This window comes from uncultured Cyclobacterium sp. (assembly GCF_963976465.1).
Lineage (GTDB): Bacteria > Bacteroidota > Bacteroidia > Cytophagales > Cyclobacteriaceae > Cyclobacterium.
The window spans coordinates 1-8,029 of the sequence record NZ_CAXBOC010000244.1 but is presented as its reverse complement, the minus strand read 5'-3'; the positions used below and the strand labels follow the sequence as shown (position 1 = coordinate 8,029).

8 protein-coding genes are annotated in these 8,029 nt (G+C 37.7%); 1 reads left to right on the top strand and 7 read right to left on the bottom strand.

Annotated features, from left to right (window positions below):
• Window positions 1-176 precede the first annotated feature (176 nt).
• The 7 genes from AAC037_RS14130 to AAC037_RS14100 all read right to left on the bottom strand — a co-directional run bounded on the left by AAC037_RS14130 (window position 177) and on the right by AAC037_RS14100 (window position 6,408).
• Window positions 177-356, bottom strand: a complete 180-nt coding sequence (locus tag AAC037_RS14130; RefSeq protein ID WP_339903593.1) for a Lacal_2735 family protein — start codon at window positions 354-356, stop codon at window positions 177-179.
• A 45-nt stretch (window positions 357-401) separates the two neighbouring features.
• Window positions 402-1,985 (bottom strand): hypothetical protein, encoded by a 1,584-nt coding sequence (locus AAC037_RS14125; RefSeq protein WP_339903592.1) that lies wholly within the window; start codon window positions 1,983-1,985, stop codon window positions 402-404.
• 157 nt (window positions 1,986-2,142) lie between these two features.
• The gene (locus tag AAC037_RS14120) at window positions 2,143-2,745 is read right to left on the bottom strand and encodes a hypothetical protein (RefSeq protein WP_339903591.1); all 603 of its coding nucleotides are present in this window, start codon (window positions 2,743-2,745) and stop codon (window positions 2,143-2,145) included.
• Window positions 2,739-3,737 carry a beta-ketoacyl-ACP synthase III gene (locus tag AAC037_RS14115; RefSeq protein WP_339903590.1) on the bottom strand — a complete coding sequence of 333 codons (999 nt, stop codon included), beginning with the start codon at window positions 3,735-3,737 and terminating at the stop codon, window positions 2,739-2,741. The genes AAC037_RS14120 and AAC037_RS14115 overlap by 7 nt, the downstream gene beginning before the upstream one ends.
• A gap of 83 nt (window positions 3,738-3,820) precedes the next feature.
• A complete protein-coding gene (locus AAC037_RS14110; protein WP_339903589.1) occupies window positions 3,821-4,723 on the bottom strand; it encodes an MBL fold metallo-hydrolase in 903 nt (300 codons plus the stop codon).
• Window positions 4,723-5,421 (bottom strand): SOS response-associated peptidase, encoded by a 699-nt coding sequence (locus tag AAC037_RS14105; RefSeq protein ID WP_339903588.1) that lies wholly within the window; start codon window positions 5,419-5,421, stop codon window positions 4,723-4,725. The genes AAC037_RS14110 and AAC037_RS14105 overlap by 1 nt, the downstream gene beginning before the upstream one ends.
• 18 nt (window positions 5,422-5,439) lie before the next feature.
• Complete coding sequence (locus tag AAC037_RS14100; protein ID WP_339903587.1) at window positions 5,440-6,408, bottom strand: alpha/beta fold hydrolase; 969 nt, start codon at window positions 6,406-6,408, stop codon at window positions 5,440-5,442.
• 122 nt (window positions 6,409-6,530) lie between these two features.
• Here AAC037_RS14100 and AAC037_RS14095 point away from each other — a divergent pair.
• On the top strand, window positions 6,531-8,029 hold a 1,499-nt coding region (locus AAC037_RS14095; RefSeq protein WP_339903586.1), incomplete at its 3' end, for a 2-oxo acid dehydrogenase subunit E2.

The following is an 8,029-nucleotide window of genomic DNA, read 5'->3' as shown; positions in this document are numbered from 1 at the left end:
TGACCAGTTGTTTATTGAATTTTTCATGGCACATAATTATTGGTGATAATATTGATATTACAATAAGTGTTCCAAGTTTTCTTCAATTTTACGCGGGTGTCTTAAAAGATGTTAATAGAGATAAATTGGTTTGTGATTAGCTATAAATTGAAAGTTTAACAATTGGATTTGTGAAATTACTTAGCTTGGTGAATTTCCAATTTCTCAATTTTTTTTGCAACCTCTTCTGCATCAGCCATTAACTTGTCAGAAAGTTTACGGTCATGATGTGAAGCTTTATGTGCTTTTTCAAGGAAAGATTGGTATTGTTCCTGAAGTTTTTCTAGAGGTGATTTCTTTTTAAATAGTCCAAACATCGCTTTTTATTTAGACAACACGTAAAAGATCAATATGTTCAGACATTAATCAAAATCTTGAAATAAGTCACTTTCTTCGGGAATTTCATTAGGTAAAACTTCATCATCATCAAATTGGATAATATCTTCAAGGTTTCCGGAACGGGTATAATATTTCCAAGGTCCTTCTTTTTTGCCATCCACCATTTTTCCTTCGGAGGCTAACCTTCCGTTATCATGGTAATATTTCCAATTCCCCTCAGGTTTGCCGGATTGGTAGTTGCCTTCCGATTCTTTTGCCCCATTGATATAATAGGTAATCCTAGTGCCATTTCCATCCCTTAAGGTACCCGGATTTAATGTTTTACTGCCATTGTAATTGTTATATTCGCTAATGTTTAGCAACCTGCCAAAATCCCAAGTTTCCTCTTGAGTCAGTTGCTTGTTGTCATAAAATAGACCCCAAATACCATCCTCCTGACCAAGTAAATAACTTCCTACAGACTTCAATTGGCCACCATCGTAATAATAAAACCATTGCCCATGTTCATTGCCCAATTGGTATTTACCTTCGGCAACAAGGATTCCAATTTTATTAAAGTATTTCCACAGTCCTGATTTCAAGTCATTTTTATATTCTCCTATGGAAAATAAGTTGCCTTCAGGATAATAGCTTTTCCAAACCCCGGATCGAAAACCATTTTCATATTGCCCTCTGACAGACGGTTTTCCATTGCTGTGATTTTCAATGTATTTACCTGTAGGTACACCTAAGTCATAAATAACCTGCTTTGACAATGATTTATCTGTGAAGAATTCTTCCCATTTTCCAACTGGAATGTCATTTTCGTATCTTTCTACCCTTGCAGTTCTTTTGTTTTCATAGAAATAGGTCCAAGTACCGGTTTTATGGCCTGATTTGTCATAGAGTTTTACGGACTCCACAATATTGGTATTAGGGAAATAACTCGTCCATTTTCCAACTCTTCTTCCCGAATTGTATTCTCCGGACTCCTGAATTCTACCATTTGGTGAGAATCTCTTGAATTCACCATCCGGTTGATTGTTGGTGTAGTTTGCCTCAACAACCAACTGATCAAATGGATCATATTCTTTATAAGGGCCAACCTTTAACCCTTCTTCGTAATTAATCTCAACTGCTTTTTTTCCATTATCATAGTAAAAAAACCATTCGCCGGTTTTTTTTCCATTGATATAATTGCCCTCAGTTTTAACTTGTTTGGGATTGGCATACCCAGACCTGCTTTGGTTACCATAGTATTCTTTATAAGGGCCTACTAATACGCTGTCTTGATAAACCGCATTTTTAATCAAAGCTCCACCTAAATCGTACTCTAAAAAGGACCCATTCCTTTTGTTGTCTTTATACTCTGCTACAATATGTTTTTGTTTGTTTGAAAAATAAATGGTCCATTCCCCATCTTTAAGACCATTTTTAAAATTACCTTGTTGGATGAGACGGTTGGTTTTGGGGTTGATAAATTTCCATAGTCCATCCATTTTGTTGTTTAGCATGACGCCATTGCCCATAAGGGTGGAGTCTTGGTTATAGAGGTTTACTACTTGGCCTTGTCCATACGAAGAAGACACAAAAAAAATCATCAAAAGCCAGGCAAATGTATATTTCATGAGTTTTTTAATCGATTTAGTAAAGTCATACGAAATGGATACAATCTTGGTTCCAATTTACATTATATAGTTAAAAAATTACATTTCATTCGGTGAAAGTTTAACAATATTTCTATTTATAGCTATTGCTAACTTAATTAAAACCAAAAACTAAAATTTATCTCTCAAGATGAAAGGCATGAAAATCTATAAATTCTGCTTCCAATTTTTGACGAAGCGTACTGAGATTATCAAATGAGATTGGTTTAATTATTTGAAAAGGAAATTCACTTTTAAGGTGATTCATCATCAGTTCTAGAGTTAGACTACTGCTTGGAATAATCTTTTTTTGATCGATTATTCCCTTATAATCCCAAAGGCCGGTGGTGCACAAATCAAAAGATTTATACTTTAACCATTTGAATAGTTTATTGGGCTTTACAATTAAGGGGTGATTTGCACCATAAAAGACAAGGAAATAGGCTCCTCTTCCCCACCAATGTAGGATTCTGATATTTAACCCGGTGTTAAGATCAAAATCCCTCACAATGTCTAACACTTGATAGGGGCAGCTTTGCAATTCATTGCCTTGGCTGATTTTAATGCCTTTATGCTCATCATGGATCTCCTCAATTTTATTAAAAGGAATACGATTTCCTACCAGAGACAATGCATGAATAAATTCTTTTTTTGCCCGACTTATGTTTTCAAATAATTCCTTTTCTTTCGTGATTTGAATTAAGGTGGAGATTGAACCAGTATCGTCATGATTTTTTACCATCTTATCAGAGCTGAAGCCCAAGAAAAGCCACTACCAAAGGCTGCCAGACAGACCAGGTCGCCTGATTTGACTTTCCCTTGCTGCATAACTTCACTTATAGCGATAGGAATTGTAGCTGCAGTGGTATTTCCATAATACATGATATTGTTGAAGACCTGTGCATCGCTTAACCCCATTTTTTCTTGGATGTATTGGCTAATCCTCAGGTTTGCTTGATGAGGGATCAATAAATCAATGTCAGAGCTATGGAAACTATTGGCATTTAAAGCTTCTTCAATCACCTCTTTAAACCTCAATACCGCATGTTTAAAAACTGTGTTTCCATTCATTGATAAATTAAAAGAGCCACTTTCGATTAAGGGGGTAGAAAGTCTAATTTCTCGGCTACTTCCAGGGTCTTTAACATATAGTTCTTCAGCAAAATCGCCATCTGCATGCAGGTGAGTAGTAAGGATCCCTCTGTTTTTATCCTCAGTAGCGCTACAAACTACTGCACCTGCCCCATCTGCAAAAATGACGGCACTGGATCTACCCTCATCATTTTTACTTAATGCTGAAGACTGAATTTCTGCTCCTACTACAAGAATGTTTTTGTACATACCTGTCTTGATAAACTGATCCGCAATGGAGAGGGCATAAATAAATCCTGAGCAGGCATTTCTTACATCCAATGCTCCAATGCCCTGTAAACCAAGTTCTCTTTGAAGCAACACCCCATTTCCAGGGATAAAATAATCCGGTGTAACGGTTGCAAAAATGATAAAATCAATAGCGTTAGTTTCAATTCCGGCATTTTGAATAGCCATAATTGATGCATTTTTTGCCATGCTGGTGACAGTGTCCACACCCGGTGTAAACCACCTTCTTTCCCGAATACCTGTTCTCTCTACGATCCACTCATCATTGGTATTCATCATTTTGGAAAGGTCATCGTTTGTTACGACTCTTTCCGGTAAGCAATGGCCGGCACCTGCGATAATTGATTTCAGCATTTTACTATTGATATTAGTTGGACAACAAATATGTTGAATTTAATTGAAAAATCAATTTTGGTGTTTTTGTCAAATTATGAAAATCATAATCGGTTTTCTTTTTTCAATTTCCAATACCTAAGTAAACCTCCTACTGACATCCAACTAGGGTTGGCTAGTTCATATAGCTTCTGAAGATTTTTGTCGGCACCTTTACTTTCCAACTGCTTGGCGGTGTATTTCATAAATTCAGGCGTGATATCATCAACTTGATCCTTATTGTCAAACCTTTTTTTTATCCAACGGGCCCAGTCATCAAGAATTTCTATCAATTGGTCCAGGTGCTCTTTTGGATTGATGATTTTACCAAAATGAGTTAAGTACAATCCCTTAGGTTGGCGATCTAATATTTTGGCAACGGAGGCCTTCCATGCTTCAATATCAATGTCGGGAGGAGGGCAAGGAGGAACTACAGGCCCATCATTTATTTTAACCCCGCCCACATCACCAGTAAATATCATGTCATCTAATTGCCAGGCAATATGGTGGCTGGCATGGCCCGGGCTGTGAATGGGAATGAAGGTTAGGTCTTCAATCAAAACCTGTTCTTTGTCTTCCACAGGAACCAGCAAACTTTGGTCAATACTTTCCATTGGTCCCCATAAGGTATCCATTTGTTCATTGCCATAGATCTTAGCGGCAGAGTTCCAAAGCCTTTCGGGGTTGGATAAGTGTTCCAAACCCTTTGGGTGGAGGTATACCTTTACGCCGGCTTTAGCAAATTCCCATGCTGCTCCTGCATGATCAAAATGTATGTGAGTTAAAAGAACTGCAGCTAAATCTTTGGGTTTAAAACCAAGATGTTGTAAGCTTGATTTCAACTGATTCCATGTACTGTGGGGGCCGGTTTCAATTAATACGGGTTTACCCATGCCTTGAATAAGAAAACTGGCGATGGTTTTTTCAACTTTTTGAAACTTCAGGTCAATAGTATGGATTGTATGCATTATCCAAAAAGGGTATAGTTACCAAATTGATCCATTGGGAGTGTTTTCCTGATTACAAAAGGGCTGTCATTTATTACTTGGTTAACCATAGGAGAAACGGTGTATTTGGTCATTAGCTCATCCGGGTAGGGGGACAGCATACTAAGTAGCTCCTCTTCGCTGGTATTTAGATTCAACCACTTTTCTTCATTTTCATTTTTTAGGATTACCGGCATTCTATCATGTATTTCAGCGGTTAGACCGTTTGGTCTGGTCGTTAATATAGTAAAGGTGTGAGCAATTTCCCCTTTTTCAGTTTCAAATTCCTCCCATATTCCTGCAAATGAAAATAAAGATTCATCAAGGAAGACAAATCTATAAGGGACCTTGGTTTTTTTTCCTACCTTCTTCCATTCAAAGAAGCCGTCTGCCGGTACCAAGCAGCGGCTCTTTTTAAAGGCGTTCTTAAAAGATACTTTTTCTGTTATGGTTTCTGACCTAGCATTGATAAGTCTATTGGCCACAGGCTTGTTCTTGGCAAAAGCCGGCGTAATTCCCCAATAAAAATGAGAAAAGCCTTTTGGGCTGTCGGAAGTGATGACAGGAACAAGTTGAGAAGGTGCAATATTGTACCGGGGTTTGAAGTCTTCCAGCATTTCTGCCTGGAATCGTTCTTCTAGTTCCATTTTTGATTTTGCGAGCGAATATCTTCCACACATATTATTTTTATCAAAATCCTAATTAAAATTTTTATTTTGGATAAATTCCAAAGCCCTTGTTTCTGACCAGAACCTTTCCTTTACCGTTCTTGGGCTAAATCCAACATGGCCTCCATGCTTAGGGTACTCTAAGTACAATGTTGCCTTATATTTTCCTGCATTGGTTGGAAAACAATTCCTACTTAAAAAAGGGTCGTTTTTTGCATTCAAAACCAAAGTTGGATGTTTAATTTGAGGTAGAAAATAAAGGGATGAGCATTGCTGGTAATAATCGGTGGCATCTTTAAACCCATGCAGAGGGGCTGTAAATTCATTGTCAAAATCCCTAAGTGAATGTATATTGGAGAGTTTATCGATTGATAATTTTTCCGGAAAGTGTAAAGCTTTTTTTCTTATTTTCTGCTTTAAGGAATATAGAAAGTTATAGGCATATAATTTATTTCCAAATTCGTCTATTTTATCACAGGAACCTCCTAAATCCAAAGGGACGGATATGGCAACGGCTTTTTTAATATGAATTTTACTTTTCCAAGAGGTCTCACCGAGGTATTTTAGTGTAAGATTAGCCCCCAAACTAAAACCGATAAGGTGGATGTTGGAATAGTTTTTGGCAGCATGAGATATTACCAGGTCTAAATCATAAGTAGCTCCTGAATGATAAAAGATTGGTAAAGCATTCATTGATTCACTACAGCCTCTAAAATTCCAATTCAGAACATCATAACCTGATTCAAAAAACATTTTTGCCATTCCTGTCATATATGGTCTTTGGCTATTTCCTTCCAGACCATGACTCAAAATCACCAAAGTGTCTTTGCCATTTCTTAACCAGTCAAGATCCAAGAAATCCCCGTCAGAAGTGCTAATTCTCTCCCTTTCAAATGGTAATACAACTTTTTTTCTGAAAATGGCAGGGTATATGGTTTGTAAATGGCCATTAAAAAGAAGTTGATTTCGGAGATATTTTGATGTTTTAACTACTGGCATTCTATGACTTTACACGATTCACTTTTCTATCTTACGTGAAAATACTATTATTAAATTTGAATAAACATATTTTAAGAACTATTTTTGGATTGCTGAAAATATGAATTCGAATAATTTAACTTATGGCCGAAATAATACGAATGCCCAAAATGAGCGACACCATGGAAGAAGGGGTGATTGCTCAATGGTTGAAAAAGGTAGGTGATAAAGTAAAACCCGGAGATATTCTGGCAGAAGTGGAAACTGATAAAGCGACCATGGAACTAGAATCATACGATGAGGGTACCTTGCTTCACATTGGCGTAAAGGAAAAAGATGCTGTTCCTGTCAATGGTGTAATTGCCATTCTGGGTGAAGAAGGTGAGAATATAGACGATCTCTTGAAAGATGTGGACTCAGGAGGAAGCTCGGAAAGCGCCTCTACTGAAACTAAGGAAGATGCAGCTGAAGAAAAGTCTGAAGATAAAGCTAAAGAAACTACTTCTGAAATAGATGTGTCAGGAATTGCTGCAACGGTAATTACCATGCCTAAGATGAGCGACACCATGCAAGAAGGTACCATCGCTAGTTGGTTGAAAAAGGAGGGAGATGAAGTCAAGTCAGGTGATGTCTTGGCCGAGGTGGAAACTGATAAAGCAACCATGGAACTGGAGTCGTATGACGATGGAACCCTACTATATATTGGCGTGTCTGAGGGTGAGTCAGTTGAGGTAAATGGAGTCATTGCCATTATTGGTGAAAAAGATGCCGATTATAAAACCTTACTTAAAGCCCATCAACAAAAATCATCGGGTGCTGAAGAAGTAAAAGCTGAACCGGTTAAAGAGGAGAAATCTGCTCCAAAAGCTGAGGAAGGTAAGCCGTCAAATGGAGTGGCTGATTCTTCAACCAGTACAATGGACAAAGGAAGAATTAAAGCCTCTCCTCTTGCCAAGAAAATGGCAAGCGAAAAAGGCATAGATATTTCACTCGTTCAAGGAAGCGGTGATAACGGCAGAATAATTAAAAAGGACATAGAGAATTTTGATCCTTCAAAAGTTGCAGCTACCGCTGCATCAAGCAGTGATTCGGCAGATGGCGTTGCCATAGGTCAAGAGTCCTATACTGATGTAAAAGTCTCTCAAATGAGGAAGGTGATTGCCAAGCGATTGGCAGAAAGTAAATTCACTGCACCTCATTTTTACTTGACCATGGAAATCAACATGGACAAAGCGATTGAGGCTAGAAAAAGTATGAATGAAGTTGCTCCAGTGAAAATATCTTTCAATGATATGGTCATCAAAGCAGCCGCTGCCTCTCTTAAACAACATCCGGCAGTTAATTCTGCGTGGATGGAAGACAAAATCAGATACAATGATCATGTTCACATTGGCATGGCTGTAGCTATAGACGATGGATTATTGGTTCCTGTTATTCGATTTACAGATAATAAATCCTTATCTCAAATTTCACAAGAAGCCAAATCTTTGGCAGGAAAAGCTAAAAACAAAGAATTGCAGCCAAAAGATTGGGAAGGTAATACTTTCACTGTGTCTAATTTGGGGATGTTTGGTATAGAAGAGTTTACTGCTATTATTAACCCACCTGATGCATGTATCCTGGCAATTGGCGGAATCAAACA

Bases quoted from the DNA above. Each gene is read 5' to 3' on its own strand.
- AAC037_RS14130 (WP_339903593.1), bottom strand. From the start codon at position 356: ATGTTTGGACTATTTAAAAAGAAATCACCTCTAGAAAAACTTCAGGAA.
- AAC037_RS14125 (WP_339903592.1), bottom strand. From the start codon at position 1,985: ATGAAATATACATTTGCCTGGCTTTTGATGATTTTTTTTGTGTCTTCT.
- AAC037_RS14100 (WP_339903587.1), bottom strand. From the start codon at position 6,408: ATGCCAGTAGTTAAAACATCAAAATATCTCCGAAATCAACTTCTTTTT.
- AAC037_RS14120 (WP_339903591.1), bottom strand. From the start codon at position 2,745: ATGGTAAAAAATCATGACGATACTGGTTCAATCTCCACCTTAATTCAA.
- AAC037_RS14110 (WP_339903589.1), bottom strand. From the start codon at position 4,723: ATGCATACAATCCATACTATTGACCTGAAGTTTCAAAAAGTTGAAAAA.
- AAC037_RS14115 (WP_339903590.1), bottom strand. From the start codon at position 3,737: ATGCTGAAATCAATTATCGCAGGTGCCGGCCATTGCTTACCGGAAAGA.
- AAC037_RS14105 (WP_339903588.1), bottom strand. From the start codon at position 5,421: ATGTGTGGAAGATATTCGCTCGCAAAATCAAAAATGGAACTAGAAGAA.